The organism is Silvanigrella aquatica, assembly GCF_001907975.1.
Lineage (GTDB): Bacteria > Bdellovibrionota_B > Oligoflexia > Silvanigrellales > Silvanigrellaceae > Silvanigrella > Silvanigrella aquatica.
In genome coordinates this window covers 142,598-162,668 of record NZ_CP017834.1, presented here as the reverse complement: position 1 = coordinate 162,668, position 20,071 = coordinate 142,598, and the positions used below count along the sequence as shown (strand labels likewise).

At 31.3% G+C, this 20,071-nt stretch carries 17 protein-coding genes; 6 read left to right on the top strand and 11 right to left on the bottom strand.

Going from position 1 to position 20,071, the window contains the following annotated elements; all coding sequences use genetic code 11:
* The first annotated feature begins 13 nt into the window (after window positions 1-13).
* Window positions 14-460 carry a class I SAM-dependent methyltransferase gene (locus AXG55_RS00695; protein WP_148696236.1) on the top strand — a complete coding sequence of 149 codons (447 nt, stop codon included), beginning with the start codon at window positions 14-16 and terminating at the stop codon, window positions 458-460.
* An 87-nt stretch (window positions 461-547) separates the two neighbouring features.
* Here AXG55_RS00695 and AXG55_RS00690 read toward each other — a convergent pair whose 3' ends face one another.
* From AXG55_RS00690 to AXG55_RS00675, 4 genes are all read right to left on the bottom strand, one after another.
* Window positions 548-1,747, bottom strand: coding sequence for a multidrug effflux MFS transporter (locus AXG55_RS00690; RefSeq protein ID WP_233231273.1), 1,200 nt, complete (start codon window positions 1,745-1,747; stop codon window positions 548-550).
* Complete coding sequence (locus AXG55_RS00685; RefSeq protein ID WP_148696234.1) at window positions 1,722-2,663, bottom strand: COX15/CtaA family protein; 942 nt, start codon at window positions 2,661-2,663, stop codon at window positions 1,722-1,724. The genes AXG55_RS00690 and AXG55_RS00685 overlap by 26 nt, the downstream gene beginning before the upstream one ends.
* 119 nt (window positions 2,664-2,782) lie before the next feature.
* The gene (locus tag AXG55_RS00680; protein ID WP_148696233.1) at window positions 2,783-3,280 is read right to left on the bottom strand and encodes a hypothetical protein; all 498 of its coding nucleotides are present in this window, start codon (window positions 3,278-3,280) and stop codon (window positions 2,783-2,785) included.
* Between the two features lie 61 nt (window positions 3,281-3,341).
* Entirely contained in the window at window positions 3,342-3,767 is a 426-nt protein-coding gene (locus AXG55_RS00675; RefSeq protein ID WP_148696232.1) for a bactofilin family protein, read from the bottom strand.
* Window positions 3,768-3,895: 128 nt separating this feature from the next.
* Between AXG55_RS00675 and AXG55_RS00670 the strand changes: the two genes are divergently transcribed.
* The 4 genes from AXG55_RS00670 (at window position 3,896) to AXG55_RS00655 (ending at window position 13,967) form a co-directional block, all read left to right on the top strand.
* Complete coding sequence (locus AXG55_RS00670) at window positions 3,896-4,585, top strand: hypothetical protein (RefSeq protein WP_148696231.1); 690 nt, start codon at window positions 3,896-3,898, stop codon at window positions 4,583-4,585.
* A 66-nt stretch (window positions 4,586-4,651) separates the two neighbouring features.
* Window positions 4,652-6,199 (top strand): penicillin-binding transpeptidase domain-containing protein, encoded by a 1,548-nt coding sequence (locus AXG55_RS00665; RefSeq protein WP_148696230.1) that lies wholly within the window; start codon window positions 4,652-4,654, stop codon window positions 6,197-6,199.
* 82 nt (window positions 6,200-6,281) lie between these two features.
* A complete protein-coding gene (locus AXG55_RS00660) occupies window positions 6,282-9,146 on the top strand; it encodes a DEAD/DEAH box helicase (protein WP_148696229.1) in 2,865 nt (954 codons plus the stop codon).
* 156 nt (window positions 9,147-9,302) lie between these two features.
* Window positions 9,303-13,967, top strand: coding sequence for a calcium-binding protein (locus AXG55_RS00655; protein ID WP_148696228.1), 4,665 nt, complete (start codon window positions 9,303-9,305; stop codon window positions 13,965-13,967).
* A gap of 18 nt (window positions 13,968-13,985) precedes the next feature.
* On the opposite strand, the gene AXG55_RS00650 is transcribed toward AXG55_RS00655, so the two are convergent.
* The 5 genes from AXG55_RS00650 to AXG55_RS00630 form a co-directional block, all read right to left on the bottom strand.
* Window positions 13,986-14,378: a PilZ domain-containing protein gene (locus AXG55_RS00650; RefSeq protein ID WP_148696227.1), complete on the bottom strand. Its 393-nt coding sequence runs from the start codon at window positions 14,376-14,378 to the stop codon at window positions 13,986-13,988.
* Window positions 14,379-14,395: 17 nt separating this feature from the next.
* Window positions 14,396-15,133, bottom strand: a complete 738-nt coding sequence (locus tag AXG55_RS00645; RefSeq protein ID WP_148696226.1) for a hypothetical protein — start codon at window positions 15,131-15,133, stop codon at window positions 14,396-14,398.
* Between the two features lie 38 nt (window positions 15,134-15,171).
* Entirely contained in the window at window positions 15,172-15,615 is a 444-nt protein-coding gene (gene nusB, locus AXG55_RS00640) for a transcription antitermination factor NusB (protein ID WP_148696225.1), read from the bottom strand.
* Window positions 15,612-16,070: a 6,7-dimethyl-8-ribityllumazine synthase gene (gene ribH / locus AXG55_RS00635; protein WP_148696224.1), complete on the bottom strand. Its 459-nt coding sequence runs from the start codon at window positions 16,068-16,070 to the stop codon at window positions 15,612-15,614. Before ribH ends, nusB begins: the two co-directional genes overlap by 4 nt.
* Before the next feature lie 80 nt (window positions 16,071-16,150).
* Window positions 16,151-17,293 carry an acyl-CoA dehydrogenase family protein gene (locus AXG55_RS00630; RefSeq protein ID WP_148696223.1) on the bottom strand — a complete coding sequence of 381 codons (1,143 nt, stop codon included), beginning with the start codon at window positions 17,291-17,293 and terminating at the stop codon, window positions 16,151-16,153.
* 222 nt (window positions 17,294-17,515) lie between these two features.
* On the opposite strand from AXG55_RS00630, the gene AXG55_RS00625 reads away from it, so the two are divergent.
* Window positions 17,516-19,279, top strand: a complete 1,764-nt coding sequence (locus tag AXG55_RS00625; RefSeq protein ID WP_148696222.1) for an acyl-CoA dehydrogenase family protein — start codon at window positions 17,516-17,518, stop codon at window positions 19,277-19,279.
* A gap of 1 nt (window position 19,280) precedes the next feature.
* Here AXG55_RS00625 and AXG55_RS00620 read toward each other — a convergent pair whose 3' ends face one another.
* Both AXG55_RS00620 and AXG55_RS00615 read right to left on the bottom strand, forming a co-directional pair.
* Window positions 19,281-19,604 (bottom strand): DMT family transporter, encoded by a 324-nt coding sequence (locus AXG55_RS00620; RefSeq protein WP_148696221.1) that lies wholly within the window; start codon window positions 19,602-19,604, stop codon window positions 19,281-19,283.
* A gap of 70 nt (window positions 19,605-19,674) precedes the next feature.
* Window positions 19,675-20,061, bottom strand: a complete 387-nt coding sequence (locus tag AXG55_RS00615) for a response regulator (protein WP_233231272.1) — start codon at window positions 20,059-20,061, stop codon at window positions 19,675-19,677.
* Window positions 20,062-20,071: the final 10 nt, after the last annotated feature.

The window sequence follows — 20,071 nt, the reverse complement described above, 5'->3', positions numbered from 1 at the left end:
CCACTTTTCGGGGATCACACCAATTGCCCGTGGTATTCAAAAAGACGGCGTATTACATACATTTGAGCTTGAAGAAAAACATGCGGCTCAAGCAGCAGAATCCTTTCAAAAAGCCGATGTTTCACATTTGATAAAGCAATACGTAGGCCCTGCTCTCGAAAACTTAAAAACCATAGAAAAAGAGGGCCCTTTTGATGCTGTTTTTATAGATGCCGACAAAGTATCCTACCCAGATTATCTCACTTGGGCTGAGAAAAATTTAAAAATTGGCGGACTCATAATTGGAGACAATACATTTGCTTGGGGTAATATTCATAATACTAATATTCAAGACAAAGAACTTGCTCAAAAAGTAAATGCTTTAAGAGATTTTAATGCTCGTATTATGCGTAATCCGAAATTTAGAGCTACTATACTTCCTACAGGAGAAGGCTTAACTGTAGGAATTAAAATCGCGTAAATTAATTTTAAATAAAAATATTTCAATTTAATCCTAAAGAAAATCATGTTTCTTTAGGACATTTTTTTATTATATTTTTAAATTAAATTATTTTATAAAATTTAATTTCTTCCTTAGTATTAAAAAATAAAATGACGTCACTAATAAAACAGATGAAATGAGCATGACTGAAGCCATGGGAAGTTGGGATTGGGCTTTAAACGAGCCAGCTGCATAACCAGCTAACACACCAGTCATAATTTCAATAAAGAAAAATAAACCTGATGCAATACCGAGCATTTTTGGAAAAATATCCATCATTCCAACTTGGGTTAAAGGAAATATAATACCTATACCAATCATCATAATTATGATAGGAAATAAAATGACAAATACCGAAATAAAATTGAATATTGCAAATAAAAATAAAATAGAAGAACCCACAAAACAAAATAAGGTCGCTATAAAAATAAGATTATCTATTTGAAACTTATTAGATAGTTTTCTTGCTAAAACCGTTCCCGATATATAGCCTAAGGAAACAAATCCAAATATCACTCCATAAATAATGGGTGAAACTCCAATCACATCTTGAAAAATAAATGAAGAAGACGAAATAAAAGAGAAGTAAGCGCACCATGCAAAAGTAATTGCTAAAGTATAACCCATATAAGCTCTATTTGTTATCATACTAACATAACTTTTAAATAAATTAATAGGGCACGTTGCTTTAGGGTTTAAGTTATGATTCGTTTCTTCTAATTTGTAATAAGTAAGCAATAATATTGAAAAGGAAATCACCAGAAGTAAAATGAAAGTAGATCGCCATCCCCAATAATTCTGCATGGCGCCTCCCACGATAGGTGCGATAGCAGGCGAAATAGCCATACCTGTAGCAATATAGGTAAATACTTTGACTTGATCCTTTTTTTCAAAAGCATCACGGACAATGGTTCTACCTATAACAATACCACAGCATCCGCCAAGAGCTTGAAAGAAACGCGCAATAATAAGTATCCAAACATTTGTAGCAAAAATACAAGCTAATGTTGCTATAAAATAAATTGAAATTCCGCCAAGAAGGATAGGGCGTCTGCCATAACGATCGGATAAAGAACCACATGTTAACATGGAAATAGCAAAACCAATCATATAAAAGCTAAGGGTTAATTGTATTAAGGGCTGCGTCGTATTTAAATCTGTTACCATGTGAGGCAAGGAAGGGACATACGTATCAGTTGAAAAAGTAGAAAGCGAAACAATTAAAATGAGAATAAATATTTTAAGCGTGTTGGAACGATTTTTCAACGGGTATCTCCTCGGACAGAACCTGACTGCTAAATAAAACACAAAATATCCAGGTCAAATCTGCAGTTAATAAATGAAATATTTGCATCCAGACAGGTGCCATAAGAGCAATATTAATAAAACCTGAAATAATTTGAATAGAAAAAATAAGAGCAATACTTAAAAATAACCTTTTTAATAAAATTGAAGAATTTTTATTTACCATACTCCAACTTGTAAAAACGGTATATAATGAAATAATAACTGCAAAAATTGGATGATAAACTCGAAGAGATTTTAAAAAATGATCTCCACTATGAATATCATTAATAAGACCTTCACCAATATAATTAGGTTTAAATATAGTATCTCCAAGCGCTGTAATTGCACCAGACATTCCAACAATAAACATACCAATAATAATAAATGAAATGGGTAAAATCTTTTTACTTTGCGCGCTCTTTTTGAAAGTACCAAACCCAGAAGACCATGCTGCTGTTAATGCAATTGAAGCAATTAACATAAATGTACCAACTAAATGTAATGACATAACAATAGCACGAAACCAAGAATCATTTTTTGCAACAAGACCAAGTAAAACAAGACCAGCACCTAAAAGTGCTTCAAATATAACAAATCCAAAAGCGACAACAGCGGAAGTGCGAATAGGATTCTGCTTTTCAGTTACCTTAAACGACCAAATTAACAAAATAATCGCACCAATTAAGACAATACCACTCGATACGCGGTGGGTATATTCAATCATGGTATGCGCAGTCGAAAACTGCGGAACAACATTGCCATTACACAATGGCCAATGCTCACCACAACCCGCTCCCGATCCTGTAGCTCTAACATAAGCTCCCCCTAAAATCACGTAAAAATTAAAGGCAAGAAAGAACCAAGCATACCTAGAGAAATATTTAATGTTTTTCATGTTTATTTTCCGATTGAAGATTATTAGAAAGACTGGAATAAACACAGCAATTAACTGTAATGAAGATCTTATTCAAAATCAACTTTGAGTTAAATATTTCATTATATTGAGAAGCATTTTCAACTTGTTTTTAATAAATCATCTATCATACCATCGACGGATTCTTGATCCAATTTTTTATTTCGGGGGTCAGGAAGAGAGGAAATCATCGTAAGATAATTTCTATACATTTCATCCTCTTCAGATGAAAATTGTTTTCTTCTCAAATCTCGATGTAACAAAGAGTGAAGAATTTCACCACCTTTGCGAACAGCATATAAAGGATTTGGATAAAGCGCTTCATTTTTTTCTAAATATTCCTTATTAAAAGCGCAATTCATCCAATTTGAAATATCAACTATGGCATTGCGATAGTTATTTTCAGATTCAAATTGAGCCGCACTCATAATGCTGTTGATTAAATTAGATATCGTGGCAATAGATTTGTCATCCGGGAGAGAATTAGGCTTATCAGGCGCATAACGCCCCAACATTGCTAAAATGAGTCGTATTCTATGCTTCGATTCACTGTAAAGTTCTTTGATAGAATCTTTTCCGGCAGATTTTTCAGAATTCAAATTCAATCTCCCTTAACAGAGAACCCCACAATGATCTGATTCAAAGAAGAATATGATGAGTCTAAGACACAACTGTTAAAGTAATATCATCTTTTAAATGCCTAGGAGGATCTAAAGATGATAATTTTCCTAAGAGCTTGGCCCCCTCTTCGACTACTAATTTGTAAGCAGCAATATCGCCTTCAACGCGCGCCGTAGGCGTCAGACGCAGCAATTCAGCAGCATGCAAATTTCCTTCAAATACCCCACTGACTTCAACCACGATGCCGTGGATTTCCCCTTTAATTAAAGCAGATTCTTCAATAATGAGAACATCTTCTGAAATAATTGTACCTTCAATATGCCCCGCGAGACGAGCTTCTCCCTTGAGGATGACTTTGCCTTGAAAAAATGTTTGGCTTCCCAAGAGTGAAAAGGGCACTCCTTTATATTTTTTTGAAACGTTATCAACACTTTGGGTTGACGACAAGACCTTCGTATCTTTCATTTTTGAAAACACCTCTTCACCTCAAAATTTCATATGGTTCATTTTGAAAAATGCTGTAAAAGCTCGTAATATAAAAGTATAAATTTGCATTAAAAAATGTTAGTTACAAAATGTATTAGGACAACAGAATGACAAATGTGGCACATATTGCAGCAAACCATATTCTGAGCCGCCTCCCTCATACGCAACTTATGCCGTTTGAAAGACTGGCTTATCTTTTTCGTGATAACCTCCTTATATCAAGGAAAAAAATGTGTTATTGCGGTGACAATCATGATCAAATTAAAAAATTTCCCATGATCTATCCCGTTTTTCCATCTGAAGGCGAAGCCAGTAAAGGCCTTTATAGCTCCATTCCTTTTGTTTACTTATCATGGATGATCCCCTCGCATTTGTTACCTCGTATTGAAGTTATTGAAGTGCCCATTCCCTTTGAAAATCTTCAATTTTCAGAAGTAGATAAAGATGAAATTGATAAGCAGCTTATTCCACAAGGAAAAACCATAATTGGAGTTTTTAAAAAGGTCTCTTTACCTTTATCAACTTCAGAAATGGCAGAGATGCGCAAAAGAGTTTTGAGCCAAATTTTAGAACTTTCTGGTAAAAATGCTCATATTTATCTTTCAATTTTCTCAGAAATGCCGAAAATACTTGTTGGTCATGGTATTTCAAGTTATCAAGATGTTTTTGAGATACCCCAAAATAGGGAATCATGGGAATTCCAATCAAAGAGGGTAATGCCTATCGTGTTTCAAAAGAAACTCGTCGTATTTACTTTAAATTGCTGGATTCTCACAAAAAAAGATTTGAATATTTGAGGAACGCGATCCAAAATGAACCGTGTTTGTGATACAATTCATAAAATGTAGTTTGAGGAATTTCTGATGGATTTTTTAAATAACATACCTGTAAAAAAAGCCTTTCGAAACATCCTCATTCCCTTTGTTGGAATTGGAATATGTTTTTCAAATTTTCAAGTAGCATTTGCAGAAAACGTAACAATTTTATATTCTAATCAAAATAAGATTGCGAGCGCTAAAAAATCTAAAAAAAATCAGAAGTTAAAAGTTCATTTAAAGCCTAAAAAAATTTACTATTCCAAATCAAAATCACGTTCAAAACATAAAAGAGTAGCAGTTGAAAATTTTGCTAAAGGTGAGGGTAAAACCATATTCGTAACAGCTCAACCTATTCTCTTTTCATCTTACTCAGGCAGCTCTTTAATTCGTTCAAAATACTCACAAAATGCTGTCAAAGTAAAAGCATTTACTGACCCCAGAGAATCCCTGAACAACAATGGCGCTGCATTTAACACGCCTTTTGGGCAAATAGATTGGCCTGAAGTTGCAACAAAAATGTTTATTAAAAATGGCAAAGTTTATTCCTATTATAAAAACTATAAACTCGAATTGACCATTGACCCCCAATTACAGGATGCTTCAGAAAAATATTTAAGCCAATCTCGCATTCTCAATGGATCAACAGCAATTCTCGACCCTAAATCAGGTAAAATACTTGCTTTATCCCAAAATGGAGGCAATCGTAACGCCATTGTTTCCGTAAGTTCCCGCGCTCCTGCTGCAAGCCTTATGAAAATCATTACCGCAGCTGCTGCCATTGAAAAAAGAAATTTAAACCCCTACGATGAAATCGCTTTTCGGGGAGGCTGTGGTTCTTTAAGAAATGGCAATTGGCTCGCCGATCCCGCACGAGATTCTCAAAGATTAACATTTGCCAAAGCGTTTGGTTCCAGTTGCAATACCGCTTTTGCACGCATAGCTCTTTATGACGTAGGTCTTTCTTCCTTAAAATCAATGGCTGAAAAGTTTTTATTTAATAAACCCATTCCAAGCGATGTTAAATTGCAAACAAGCATGTTTCTATTGCCCGATCCCGATACCGCAACACCACAAGAAGTTGCCGAAGCAGGAGCTGGCTTTGGTGCAACTCGTTTAAATCCTATTCATGCCGCTCTTTTATCTGCAACCGTCAACAATCATGGTATCATGATGGCTCCTTATCTTATTGAAGCAGCATATAATTCTGATGGGAAGGAAGTTTATCGTGCTAAGCCAATGCAAATTGGCCGTGTTATAACTGCTCAAACCGCGTCAAAAATTGAAACATTGATGCTCGCAACAATATCATCAGGAACAAGCCGGAGAACATTTCATAAAGCGGGAACACGTGCAGACGCTAATGAAATTGGTGGAAAAACAGGAACTCTGCTCGACCCTGAAAATAGAGATGTTCTATATACCTGGTTTAGTGGTATTGCTCCCTTAAATAGTCCTAACAGCATTGCCATAGGGACTGTGGTGGCGAGTCCGCAAAATTGGGTCATTCGTGCGAGCTCCGTTGCTCAAACGACATTGGCCGATTATCTCAAATTTGAACGTAGTGACAGTAGGGTTGCAAGTAGAAGCAATTAACGACTTCCTTATTTTTTTAAATTATCACTTTTTAATCTATGTTTCATCGTGGATTTTAAAGTAACTATTAGACAGAATAAAAATGACTTCTCATTCTTTTATAGACTTTGTATTTACACAATTCCCTTCTAGCAATTGGCAAAATGGGATTTCAATTTATAGATCGGGCGGAATACATAATTTTCAAGCTTACGGCGAATTATTTAGCTGTAGAGTTAAAGCTGGGATAGGCGAAAATTATGAAGTCCGTATGAAACTTCATTCCCATGGCAGGTTTGTACAATGGATGGAATGCACATGCCAAGCCAATCGGAGGCGTGCCGAGCAATGTCAACATATTGCTGCATTTTGTATCTATCTTGATCAAGAAAAAGCACCCTATTTACAAAAAATGAATTTGGGAACAGGAGGTTCTGAACTTCATTTAAATTCTTTAAATTTAAAGCATCAAAATCAATCTGCTCCCGAAAAAAAAGATACTATTTTTAGTTCTCAAGAAAAATGGGAAATTATTAACGATGCAAAACAAATGCTTGAAAGTAACAATTTAGAAAATATTTTTTCTTCCTCTGTTACAGAACTTGTATCTATAGATATTGATAAAGAAGAACCTTGGTTAAACGCTGTTGTCCAAATCGATAGCTCAAAAAAAATCAATTATCGATTTGGGATTGATGATACTTGTAAACTCCTATTTAATTCTAAATATTTTGAAAAAGCTTCTAAAAATGTATTGAAACTTATCAGCCATAATGTGATAGCAAAAAGATATTTTAATGTAAAAAGTAATGGAAAATCGGGTTTTTCAATTCAAAAAAGCATTGCTCTTATTAAAGATAATAAGATCATAAAGAAATTATTTGTTTCAGATTTAAACCAAATCCACATTGGTAAAATAGGATTATTTATTAAAAAAATTGGGTACATTCCTTTTCAAGATAAAATGAATACAACTCAAATTTCTAGATGGCAAGAATATCCTAAAGTGGGCGTAGTCGAAGGTGACACAGCGGCAAATTTAATTGAAAGCGATTTTTCAAGACTTAAAGAAACTGCTGATATTGTCATTAGCGATAATTTATCTAAAATAAAAGTATATAAAAAAATCACTATACCTGAATTTACTTTAAATAAATCACTTGATGGCTCTATTTTGATAGATGCTAAATTTAATTCAAATTCGGAAGAAAAAAATGTTAGTGCAACATCAGGAACCTTATTTCAAATTTTAAAAGCAAGAGCAGAAGGAAAACAATACTTAGAAACTGAAAAAGGTTTTATTAAAATAACTTCTGAACTCGATTGGCTTAAAAATAAAGTACAAGACGATGGTCAAATCAAACTCTCAACTTTAGAGTTTGTCCGATTTCATGAACAATTTGGCAGCGAAAGCAAAGTAAAAGGCAAAAGTTCGGTCATTGATAAAATCCGATCGGGTCTCATAGCACGTGATAAATTACAGCTTCCCTCCTTAAAAGAAACTAAATTAAAGCTACGCCCCTACCAGGAGGATGGTTTAAAATGGTTATGGTGGTTATATACAAATCAATTGGGTGGTCTTTTAGCTGATGAAATGGGTTTGGGAAAAACTCATCAGGCAATGGGACTTATTTCTAGCATCACAAAAAATAATGAAGGCTCCATTACCTTAGTGGTTTGCCCCACAAGCGTAATCGATCATTGGCTAGATAAAATGGACAAATACATTCCCAATGTCACAAGCATTTGTTACCACGGTCCCTTAAGAAAAAATCATCTCACAAAAATTCAAAAAAATAAAAATACGAATTACGCTTTTGTAACAAGTTATGGAATTTTATTGAGAGATATTCAAATTATTATGCAATTTAAGTGGAATTTAGTTATTCTAGATGAAGCACATCTTGTTAAAAATCAAAGCACACGAACATACAAAGCAGCCTGCAAAATAAATAGCAATATGCGTTTATGCTTAACAGGAACACCACTTGAAAACGACTTAATGGAACTTAAAAATCTTTTTGATTATATTGCTCCTAGTTATTTAGGCTCAGATACCGAATTTAAAAAGAAATATATGATAAATGAGCAAAAATCTGATCCTATTGCAGACATAGAATTACACCGCCTCATTCATCCTTTCAAAATGCGCCGAAATAAACTCGAAGTTTTAACTGATTTACCTGATAAAGTTGAAGATATTAGATATTGTCATTTAAACACTTTACAAAAACAACTGTACAATGAGGCTATAAATCTTAAAGGTAAAAAACTTATTGACGATCTGCAAAACGATAAAAGCCCAATACCTTATATCCATATTTTTAGTTTAATAAGTTTATTAAAACAAATTTGTAACGATCCTGGAATTATTGATCCACAATACATTCATGTGGGAAGTGGCAAGCTTCAAGTATTTGATGAATTATTAAGCGAAGCTTTAGAAAGTAATCAAAAAGTCGTTGTTTTTTCACAATACGCTAAAATGGTTGCAAAATTATCTGAAAGATTAAATGCGAAAAACATTAAACATGTCACCTTAACGGGACAGTCTGTGCACAGAGGCCAAATCGTCCGTGAATTCCAAGAAGATGATAACGTGAAAGTGTTTATAGGCTCACTGCTCGCAGGAGGTACAGGAATCGACCTTACAGCAGGAAGCGTGGTCATCCATTTTGACAGATGGTGGAATGCGGCAAAAGAAAATCAAGCAACAGATCGTATTCACAGAATAGGGCAAGTGCGCAACGTGCAAGTCTACAAGCTAGTAACCAAAGGAACGCTAGAAGAGCGTATTGATGAAATTATAAGCCGTAAAAAAATGATCTTTGAAAGATTTGTTGAGGAAGACGAAGAAGTCTTTAAACACCTCTCACGTGATGATTTACTCCAACTACTAAAAGCACCAACAGATAATTCTGATTTGGGAATTCAAGAAGAAGAGAGCTTTGAGGTTTACAATATTTAATAACCAAATCTAAATTGAAATATTTTTTATAAAAAGACTTTAAATTTTCTCTAAGTTGAGTTAATGTAACGTAAATTTGTGCATCAATATGCTTTTAACTTAAAATTACTTTGTTTTAAAAAATAAAAATAAATAATCTTGGAATTGGAATAACCAATGATCAAAATTGCAAAAGTTATTGCTGCATTTACAATTTTAATTTATGAAATGCAAACGTGGTGTTCTGAAAATAATTATGATACATTTGAAGCGATTAGCACAAAAAATGAAGAAGTTAATTATATAGAAGAAAAATATAATGTCATAATTAAAAATAATTTAAATAATGGAAAAAATAATTTTGAATTAAGTTCTAACTGGTTAAGCGAAAAAATTTATTTTGATGATTTAATATCTTTAAAAAAATCAATAGTAAACAGTTATAATATAATTAATAAATATAATAATTCAGTGATTTTTAATATTTTAAGGGATAAAGATATTCCTTTAATTAATTCATATTCTCCTTTCTTTTTTGAAGAATCATTTCAAAAAAAAGAACACACAAATTTAGCAGAATTTTTCTCTAAAAATTTTACAAATAATAAATTAGCATTTTCTGCATATGAAATATCATTTTATCCTGGTTATCTTAATTTTTTAGAAATAAAACAAGATAATTTTAATAAAGAATATATAGATTTAAAAATAAAAATGAATGAAATTCTTCTAGATATTTTTATACAAGATTTATGCTTAAAAGAATCTTTAGTTAATTTATCAAATAAAAAAAGGATAATTCCATTTTATTTAATAAATTCAATTATATATAATTTAAATTTAAAATTAAGAATTATTAAAAAATTTGGTGAACTATCTATAAATTTTTCAGATAAAAATATTGAAATATTTCTATCTGATATGAGCCACGAAAGAAGAAGAATAAAACAAAAAGAAATATATATATCCAATTATTTAATTCAACTACCAGAAAATATAACCGATGTAATTAAAGACATTTCAAAAACAAAATCACGTGAATATTATATTGAAAATAATCATGATTTAATTAATAAAATAGAATACTTAAAAAAATTTATAATTGATCAAGAAAAAAATCTTAGCAAATTATATAACTCATATAACATAGAAAATGAAACTTATATTTATCAAATATATTTTAAAATTTTAGCATATACAAGCAAAAATAATACAGATTTAATGGAATATACCTTTAAAAATAAATTGTACTTTAATTTTAATAATAATAAATTTAATAATTCAATTGGAATAACAGAAGAATTATTGAAAACTGCTGATAATATCTCAAAATTTTTATCTGAAATTGAAAGCATGAATTTAAAGAAAGATGAAAAATACACTCTAGAAGACTGGATCCAATTTATTAATAATAATAAATCTAATGATAAAAATCATGATTATATTAAAAATATTGTGAATAACTATTATAATGAATTTCAATTTTCATATGGAATAAAATCAATAGGAGAAATTTTTTTAACAATTCAAGAACTATCGCTGCTGATTGGAAGCTCCTATGGTTTAAATGATTCTTCTGATCTTTTTAACAACTACAAAATCGATATTAATAAAAAAAATTATTTTGAAGATAAATATGATGACTATACTTTTTCTATTAATGACAATATCAAGAGAATAATTAATGGCAAATATGATACTAAAATTTCAGAAAATGACACATCATTAGATAAAATTTATTGTCGAATAGAATTGCTGAATAAACTATTTCAAAAAGAATCGGACGTATATGTATGGAAAAATATTTATTTCATATTAAATAAATATGAATTTATTAGTAGAGAAGAAATAATCAATAAAGTAAGAAATAATCTTTTAACTTTATCGCCATATCATATTTACTATTTAAAATATTTAAATAGTATTTTTCCAAATAAAAATGAAATTAGGGATAAAAATATCAAAATTTTAGAACAGATACAGCAACATCTAATATATCTTAAAAAAAATAATAATGAAAAAGATATGCTATTTTTCAGAAATATGATCCGACATTTAAATTTTATTACAAATCAAGAAAAACATGGTGAATTTTATTTAGAAAATTTGAGTAATTATGAAAAAATTTCATTTAAAGATTTATCAAATGAAATAGAAGCATTATTTAATTACTCTGATATTATTGAATTTAGTCAAGATATAGAGTTAAAAATTATTGAAAAAATATCAGTATTAAAGAATGAATCAAATGAAAAATCATTTCATGCAGCATTAAATTATATTACATTTGAAAATAACATTATCAATCACACGATATTTGATAATAAGATAAATTTAAATAATACATTTGAATATAAAAAACATTTATTCGTATTTAAATTTGTTAAAAACAAAAAAAATAAATTTCACATAATAACACCAGAAAACAAAAAAATTACTATTTTTTTTAATAGAGATCAGTTTATAAATGATATTGAAAATTATGAAAATATTTCAGTATCAAAAAAATTAGTAATTTCTGAAATTTTTAAATATATTTCTCAAAATATTCTAAATAATTCTAAAAAAGATTCTATAGATGAAATTAACGAAAGAAACAATATTTTAAAATTATTTAGAGAAATTTATTATAAACTAAATAGCCAAGAAAATAAAACTAAAGATATTCAAAGTTATTCAAAACAATTTGAATTAAATAAATTCCCAGAAACTATTGCAAATTCTAAAAATCCAAACTCCATTTTTAATCAAAAAAACAGCAATTCTCTAAATAAAGCTCTCTTAGGAAGTAGTACTGGATTTAATTTCCTCTTTCTAACCGGTAAAATTCAGAATATTGAACAAATGCTGGTTGAAGGAGATCATGCAGGCACTTCACACGATAGCTTAGAAATTGCTTTTACTAATAGTGATTTATTTATAGATAATATTAGAAGTAGAGATTTATTAAAATCATATCCTAAAATTATAAGAAAATTATCATCCGGTCAGATTGCTCTTAATTTAATGGCAGCGGGTTTAAATGTCTGGCAAGCAATAAATAACTTTAAAGAATCTTCAAAAGAAGCAGGAAAAAAGAAACGAGATTTACAAGTTGCTGGAGCTGTTCTATTAGCGGACTCACATATTACTCTTTATTCCGTTATATTAACACCATTTTCTCCACTTGCAGGAGTTATAGGAGGCTTTACCAGTTTTATGTTAATCTCAGGACATAGTATTTACTCTACTGTAAGAATGCATCAAGATTTAATTGAATTGGGAGTCGATGAAAAAACAACCTCCATCTTAGGTGCTTTTAGTCTTATGACCTTTGGCATGCAATTTGATCATAGTCACATTCCTGGTGTCTCTTATGCAAATGCCGTCTTAGCAATAGAAAGTAAAATAAAAAATCAAGTTAATGAGTATAATAAAAACACTAATAATGATTTTTATTTTACAAAAATCATTATTCCAAAAATAAGCTTTCATTATCCTTTTTCTGAAAGAAAAGTTACTATAAGTAACTGCAACTTATCGGGCTGTAGCAGTCATACCTCTGGAGGTGAATTATTAATAGATCAAACTCATCAATGCCAGAGTCATAATATTTATCCAGAAAATCTGAAAATGACTTCTTTGTATAATGAACTAAATGTCTATATGTATAAAAATCAGAATGCATTTAATATCAAGAAATATGAAAAAATTTCCGATAAAAATAATGATTATTACTGGATAAACTCTTATAAATATTATGACGACACTTTTTACTGTGATACAAGTTTATTTAAAGAATTTTCTTCAATGAAAACAATCGAATTAGATGATGAATTAGCTAAAGACGTCCCACTTAGTCAGCACTCGAATTTAATCTATGTTGGTATAAATGATCAATTCAAGCATGGTCAATCAATATCATATATTAAAGGAGATGAAAATTTTAAAAATTATTTTTCAATTAATAAGGGACAACATTTTTACCATTTAATTGGTGGAAATAATAATGACTACTTTGAAATAAATGACTTTTATATAAGTAATAATATTTTTATAAATCAAATTATAGGAAGAAAAGGAACAAATATAATTTCACTAAAAAATTTAAATATTGAATCAAATAAAATTCTTGATAATAATTTTATTTTTATCAAGCAAAATGAATTACAAATTGAAAAAGATAGCGCTATAATAAATAATAATAATTACAAAAAAATATATGAAAAATTAATAAATAATAATAATATTTTATCAAAAAATAATCTTCCAGAAACTCAAAACATTACTCATTTATTTGGATCTCAATACAATGATTTATTTATTGGTTCAATAGAAGATAATTTTATATATGGGAATAAAGGAAATGACAAAATATATGGCGGAGCCGGGAACGATATTTTAGCTGGCGGCGAAGGAGTTGATGAACTTATTGGAGGAATAGGTTCAGATACTTACATAATAAATAAAATAGATTTTTTAAATCAAAACGAAAATTATGACATTATAAATATTTATGAAAAAAATACTGAGTTACAACCATTTTATAACGACGATTTAGAAGTTCAAGATATTATTCTAACAGATATAAACAATTTAGGATTATTTCGTGAAAACAATGATTTATGGGTTATTACGAAATCTGATGAGATTTTAAATACTCAAAAAACACTAAAAAATAATTATATTAAAATTGCAAAAATAAAAAATTTATTTAATGATTATGAAAAAAGTAATCTAATTTTTCCCGAAATTTACTCTATTAAAGGATTTAAGTATATTTACGACCCCAACAATATTACATCAGATATATTTTGGTTAGATAATATTATCATAGCCTTTAACATAAAAATTAAGGAATAATAAATAATTTGAAGTATATTATAGTTTTAATTGCCATGACTTTGGAAAACTCTTTAGTAATGATTTATTTTCAATGATTTTCTCGATAATAATTTTTTCATCATCATTTATACTCATGAATTCTAATCCCATATAAGCTTCATTATGATTGTCAAAATGTCTTACTATTGCATGAATAGAATCAAGCAATAAATTAAATTTTTTTAGCAACTGTTGTTCTTCTATTTTTAATATAACTTTATCGCCAATTTTAAACTTATATTTATTAGCAACTACAATCAAACAACCAAGAACTGATAAATTTTTTATACGATTATTTGGCGCAACAAGTTTCCCGTTTTTATATATTGAAACAATAAATTCGACATTATGACGCAATGCTTTTCTTTTCTCATCAGCTTTTTGTCTCATGAAAAACTCACTTTTTATCAAAGTTTAAATATAAGCTCTTCTGAAAAATTCCCATATTTTGAAATACTACGTGCAGATTGAATAAGATAATGGAAACATATTTGTGTAGAAGGATACAACCCAATACAAGGATGCAAAGCAGAATCTGCCAAATACCAAAGAAATTCTGAGGTTATTTTTTTTTGCACTTCGGAATCTAGTGGATTTATAATAAGACCTGTTAGTTCAGACATACGTAAATAAGAAGATAACCAAGTAAAAAATGATTTTAGATAATGACTAAACATATTAATATCGAATAGAAATAAAACAGATTGAGCTCTTATTTCTTGAATATGAGGGAATAAATTGCCAAGATAAATTTGAACAAAATCTTCAATACTACGCGCATTAATAAGATCTAATGTTGGCAAATATCTTTTGACATCAACTTTTGGAGCATCAAAAATACTCAAGTGCTGTCCCACTAAAAACCAACGTGAAATAGGAAAATTACCTATTTCACCCATTGTCACCTGCATTAATAAAGATTCTTTTTCAAACGCAGAAAAGTGACCTTGAACAATACTGTCTGATAATTCATTTTCAAAAAATGCGGGGCTGGATCGAACGACTATACCTTTTCCTATATTTGGAACATGACTTGCAAAAGCGCCGATACCAAGAAAAGTTTCAGGCGAAAAACCCTGCGCAGCTCGTGAAACCACGAAACGCGCACAGGCTTCATTATTTTCCAGCAAATGAATTTCTCTCATTTAAAAATTTGCCTTATATGCAAATGTTAAAAATGCTTTTAATTCGTACGTACAGACTTAGCAATCGCGTCTAAAATTCCATTTACAAATGCTGCCGAATTTGAAGATCCATATTCTTGAGCAATAGCAGCAGCTTCTGAAATGATAACACCGACATCTGTATCTGTGCGTTCTAAAAGCTCAATCGTAGCGACTCTCAAAACAGCTAAATCAACCTTTGCAATACGTGATATTTTCCAATTTTTAGCTTTGCTTTCAATAAGAGCATCAATTGTTTTACTTTGATCAAATATAGCATTTAAAAGAGATCTTAAAAAATCTTTTTGTTGTTCCGCAACTTCAAACTGTCTCATAAACTGATCTAACGCTTGTCTTTGCATTACAAATTGTTGGTTGACATCCTGCTGGTATATAAACTGTACCGCACATCTTCGAATTTGTTTAAAATCTGCTGGTTTTAAAGCAGTTGTGCTTTCAATCATAAAAATGAGTTTCCTAATAGAGAAGATTTTAGCATGATCATTTCTAAAACAGTATCTGCAACATCTGCTCCCTTATTTCCTGCTTTACCGCCGGCTCTGTCAATCGCTTGCTCCATGGTATCGCAAGTCAAAATACCAAAACAAACAGGTACCGAACGTGAAAGCTGAACATTCATAAGGCCGGAAGATGTTGCTGAGCAAACATAATTATAATGATCTGTTGCTCCTTTGATAACTGCCCCTAAGGCCACAATACCGTGAACCTTTTTTTGATCAATTAAAAGTTGTGCGGCTAAAGGAGTTTCAAAGCTTCCGGAAACTTCAATTTCAATGATATTTTCTGCTTTCACGCCTCTTCGTAAAAGAAGATTGCGCGCGCCTGAGGCAAGCCTTGACGTGATGACTTCGTTAAACCTTGCTACAACAATACCAATTTTAGCTTCTGATGGTTTCATTACACACTCCCTAAAGTCAAAAAACCCTTAGCTCAACCGGAGAGTGTCTAACACAATTCAGATTTTAAACAAAGGAAAGTTTAATTTCCCAATAATAATCTTCCAACAATCAAGCGTTGTATTTGAGAAGTTCCCTCAAAAATTTGAAAAATTTTAGCATCTCTCATAAGCATTTCGACGGGATATTCTTTGTTATATCCATATCCCCCAAAAATTTGCACAGCATCGGTTGTGATTCTCATACAAGCGTCAGCTGCGAACATTTTTGCCAGTGAAGCAAAATAAGTATTCTTACGCCCTTCATCAACTTCAACGCCTGCCTTCCAAACAAGAAGCCGTGCTGCTTCAATATCTCGCGCCATTTCGGCAATCATAAAGCTAATGCCTTGATTTTCCGAAATAACTTTTCCAAATGCAGAGCGCTGCTTTGCGTAATCAATGGCACACATCATAGCTCTTTGGGAAAGCCCAACGCACTGAGCCGCAACCGCTGGACGAGTTCTGTCAAACGCCCCCATAGCAAGCTTAAATCCATCACCTTCTTTTCCAAGCAAGTATTTTTCAGGAATTTCAACATTATCAAATGTTACGCCGCGAGTATCACTGCACCGCTGCCCCATATTGTCTTCTTTTCTTCCAATTGTAACACCCGGCGTTTTTGCAGGAACAACAAAACCCGTCATCCCTTTATGACCTGCCGCGGGATCGGTTTTTGCTAATACAAAAAACCAATTTGCATAATTAGCATTGGTAATCCACATTTTTGAACCATTTATAACGTACTTGTCTTTTACTTTTTTAGCCGTTGTTTTAATTCCCGCCACATCACTGCCCGCTCCTGGTTCTGTGACACAATAAGAAGCCATAAGGCATTCGTCCACCATAGGAGCGAGAAACTCCTTCCAGACCAACTTATTTTCAGATAAAATGACGGGCACAGATGCCAAATCATTCGCTAGAGCGGCCGTACAAAATCCAGCTGAACCCATGGCAAGAGCTTCAGAAATGAGGCAGTGTCCAAATGTCTCAAGGCCAAGCCCGCCTACTTCTTCGGGCACAAAAGCATTTAGCATTCCTAATTCATGTGTTTTTTTTAATAAGTCCATTGGAAATTTCGCTGTTTCATCTAATTCTTTTGCTTTTGGCCAGACTTCTTTATTAGAAAAGTCTTTTGCCATTTCATATAATTGCTTCTGTGTTTCATTCAAGTCGAACATAGCCATAATCTATCTCCATATAAATTAACGAAACGGGAAATTCTCCATTCCTTAAAACTATGTGTAATTTAAAAAAGCTGCAATGGCTTAAGTTAAAATACAAGACAATTTGGCATGCGATGCAATAAAGGAATTCCTAAATTTGCTCTAAGCTAAGGGATCAGATAATTTAAAAAAAGAAAAGGGTATTCTAATAGAGAAAATCTTTTAAAATCAATTGGAGGTAAAATGTCAGGTAATACAAAATTTAGTTTTATGAAAAACATTTTTAATGGGCATATTCCAGAAAAATCCCTTCACCATTATCCTTTTTTTAATACAAATAGAGAAAATGATTATATGTTGATGGCAAATTCCATAAATGATTGGATGAAACAAAATGTAAATAGCCTGAAATTTGACCAGGAGAAAAAATTACCTCCAGAAATCATAGAAGGCATGAAAGAAATGGGATTGTTTGGATTAATTATTCCAGAAGCCTTTGGAGGAAGTGAATTTACTCAAACTCTTTATACACGCACATTAGAATTATTAAATAAACACGATGCATCTGTTACATTAACAGCAGGTGCGCATAGCTCTATTGGCCTAAAAGGTCTTTATCTTTATGGTAACGAAAAGCAAAAAGCAAAATATATGCCCAAACTGGCAACAGGAGAAACGGTAGCTTCCTTTGCTTTAACAGAACCCACAGCAGGTTCTGATGCCGCTGGAATAAAAACTCGTGCGGTAAAAAATGGTGATCATTATATTTTAAATGGCTCAAAATTATGGATTACCAATGGTGGATTTGCTGAGTTTTTTACCGTTTTTGCAAAAGAAGAAATTAACGGTGAAGACAAAATAACCGCATTTATTGTTACAAGAGATATGGGAGGAGTTTCTAATGGTCCAGAAGAACATAAATTAGGAATTAAAGCATCCTCAACCGTTGAAGTGTATTTTAAAGACGTTAAAGTACCAGCAGAAAATATTTTAGGAAAACCAGGTGACGGATTTAAAATTGCCATGGGAATTTTAAATCAAGGTCGCATGGGACTTGCTGGCGGTGCTTTAGGAGCCATGAAATCAGTTATGGATGAATGCATTGTTTATACAAAAAATCGTAAGGCATTTGGACATTCCATTTCCGATTTTGGATTGGTTCAATCCATGCTTGCTGATATGGCCATGAATATTTATGCATCGGAATCGGCCACTTATTTTGCAACAAATTTAGTAGACTCAGGTGACTCCGATTATAGTATTGAGGCTGCTATTTGTAAGGTATTTGTTACAGAAGCAGGCTGGAAAACAATAAATACAGCAATGCAAATTCATGGTGGCAATGGCTATATGGTTGAATATGGCATTGAACGAAAATTGAGAGATGGCCGTATTGGACTTATTTTTGAAGGAACAAATGAAATATTAAGATTATTTATTGCGATGACAGGACTTAAAGAAACAGCTTCACAATATCAACGACTCAACAAAGAATTACAAACTTTCCAAGGACCAAAAAACTTAGATTTCTTAAATAGCGCAATAGAAAAAATAGGATTTCTATCTGAATTTGCCTTTAGTGAAGTTAAAAAGAATGTCGTGGCAGAACAATTAGAAGGCTTTCACCCTGCTCTTGAAAAAGAATGTGAAAGATTGTCTGCAGCAACACAAGCACTTGCAACAACATCTTCAAAGTTAATTCGCTCTTATGGACATAAGCTAGTCGATGAACAGCTACAATTAGCTCGTCTTGCAGATATTGCTATAGATACCTATGTTATTGCTTCGGTTTTATCTCGAATTAATTCGGTTCTTGAAAAACATGGTGGTGTTGAAAAAAATCAAACAGAATTATCCATGGCAAAATTAATCATTCGTGATGCCAAAGCAAGAGTAAATCAAAGTCTTTATAATATTCGAGTCAATCACGATGATGTAATTAAAGATATTGCTCAAAAACTTGTTGAAAAAGAAAAATTCCCTTTTGCCATGGATACGGTAAAGTAAGTTACTTTACCGTACCTATAAATTTTAATCCAATAATACCAATTATGATTAAAAATAGACATAATATTCTTAAAAAATGGGCTGATTCTCCTAAAAATAGAATTCCATAAATAGCCACACCCACAGCTCCAATTCCCGTCCAAACAGCATAGGCTGTACCAATAGGTAAGTTTTTTAGAGCCATACTTAAAAATATAAAACTTAATACCATTGAGAAAAACATAATTAAAAGAGGAACTGGTTTAGAAATTCCATCCACATTTTTTAAATTAATAGCCCAAACAATTTCTAAAGCACCCGCTATTAACAAATACAACCAAGCCATCGAAAATTCCAATCATTTTTAATTTGTTAAATAAATTTTTTATTCATTTAACATAATTTTTAAATATTAATTACTTTTTTAAAGATCTTTTTGTTAAAATTTCCTGTAATTTATCAAAGATATTGTCACGTGTGAAAGGCTTCATAATATAATCTGTTGCTCCATGTAATAACATTTTTTGAATATCAAAAGCACCATTTTTAGAAGTCATCATAATAACAATAACTTTGGAATGATGCTTTTTGATTTCATCTAACGTTTCAATTCCATTCATAACAGGCATTTCCCAGTCTAAAAAGACGATATCAACATCAGGTTCCTCTTCAAGAATTTCCAATCCCATTTTTCCGTTATTGGCAGTCAAGAATTTAGTATCGGGATCATTTGAGAAACACTCTGCAACAAATGTTTGAATTGATTTAGAATCATCGATTAATAATATTTTTAAATCAGCCATTTTCTCTCTC

Excerpts from the sequence above, each read along its gene's own strand:
- AXG55_RS00685 (WP_148696234.1), bottom strand. The coding sequence starts at position 2,663 with ATGAAAAACATTAAATATTTCTCTAGGTATGCTTGGTTCTTTCTTGCC.
- AXG55_RS00675 (WP_148696232.1), bottom strand. The coding sequence starts at position 3,767 with ATGAAAGATACGAAGGTCTTGTCGTCAACCCAAAGTGTTGATAACGTT.
- AXG55_RS00670 (WP_148696231.1), top strand. The coding sequence starts at position 3,896 with ATGACAAATGTGGCACATATTGCAGCAAACCATATTCTGAGCCGCCTC.
- AXG55_RS00665 (WP_148696230.1), top strand. The coding sequence starts at position 4,652 with ATGGATTTTTTAAATAACATACCTGTAAAAAAAGCCTTTCGAAACATC.
- AXG55_RS00660 (WP_148696229.1), top strand. The coding sequence starts at position 6,282 with ATGACTTCTCATTCTTTTATAGACTTTGTATTTACACAATTCCCTTCT.
- AXG55_RS00655 (WP_148696228.1), top strand. The coding sequence starts at position 9,303 with ATGATCAAAATTGCAAAAGTTATTGCTGCATTTACAATTTTAATTTAT.
- AXG55_RS00650 (WP_148696227.1), bottom strand. The coding sequence starts at position 14,378 with ATGAGACAAAAAGCTGATGAGAAAAGAAAAGCATTGCGTCATAATGTC.
- AXG55_RS00645 (WP_148696226.1), bottom strand. The coding sequence starts at position 15,133 with ATGAGAGAAATTCATTTGCTGGAAAATAATGAAGCCTGTGCGCGTTTC.
- nusB (WP_148696225.1), bottom strand. The coding sequence starts at position 15,615 with ATGATTGAAAGCACAACTGCTTTAAAACCAGCAGATTTTAAACAAATT.
- ribH (WP_148696224.1), bottom strand. The coding sequence starts at position 16,070 with ATGAAACCATCAGAAGCTAAAATTGGTATTGTTGTAGCAAGGTTTAAC.
- AXG55_RS00630 (WP_148696223.1), bottom strand. The coding sequence starts at position 17,293 with ATGGCTATGTTCGACTTGAATGAAACACAGAAGCAATTATATGAAATG.
- AXG55_RS00625 (WP_148696222.1), top strand. The coding sequence starts at position 17,516 with ATGTCAGGTAATACAAAATTTAGTTTTATGAAAAACATTTTTAATGGG.
- AXG55_RS00620 (WP_148696221.1), bottom strand. The coding sequence starts at position 19,604 with ATGGCTTGGTTGTATTTGTTAATAGCGGGTGCTTTAGAAATTGTTTGG.
- AXG55_RS00615 (WP_233231272.1), bottom strand. The coding sequence starts at position 20,061 with ATGGCTGATTTAAAAATATTATTAATCGATGATTCTAAATCAATTCAA.